The following is a 717-nucleotide window of genomic DNA, read 5'->3' on the forward strand; positions in this document are numbered from 1 at the left end:
TGATGAACCAGCACGATGGTGTCGTCAATCGCTTGCTATGGGCGCAGGAGGAATTCGCTCTTGGCAGTGAAGATCGTGTGTTGCAGAAGACCCCGTTCGGTTTTGACGTGTCGGTYTGGGAATTCTTCCTGCCGCTGTTGGCCGGGGCACGGCTGGTGCTGGCGCGGCCCGGAGGCCACCAAGACCCGTACTACCTGGCCGGCGTGATCAGCTCTTCGGCGATCAGCGTGCTGCACTTCGTACCCTCGATGTTGCAGGTTTTCCTGGATGAGGCCGACGTCAGCGGGTGTGCCGGGGTGCGGCAGATCCTGTGCAGCGGCGAGGCACTGCCTGCCCCGCTGCAGAACCGGCTGCTGGAGGCGTTGCCGCAGGTGGCGCTGTACAACCTGTATGGTCCCACCGAGGCGGCGGTGGATGTGACCTGTTGGCGATGCGTCGCCGGTAGCGACACGGTTCCGATCGGGCGTCCGATCGCCAATACCCGGATCCATATCGTGGATCGCCACCTGCAGCCGGTACCGATCGGTGTGGCGGGCGAGCTGCTGATTGCCGGGGTGCAGGTAGCGCGTGGATACCTGAATCAGCCGGCATTGACCGCCGAGCGCTTCATAGTCGACCCGTTCGATGCTGCCGGTGGGCGGGTTTACCGCAGCGGTGACCTGGCCCGCTGGCGAGCCGATGGCAGCATTGAATACCTGGGGCGCAACGACAGTCAGG

1 protein-coding gene is annotated in these 717 nt (G+C 64.2%); it reads left to right on the plus strand.

Features of this window, described 5'->3' with window-relative positions; translation table 11 throughout:
* A partial coding sequence (locus ACXJKJ_RS30540) for an AMP-binding protein (protein ID WP_457395193.1) occupies nt 1-717 on the plus strand: 717 nt, incomplete at both ends.

This window comes from Roseateles sp. P5_E1 (assembly GCF_054049335.1).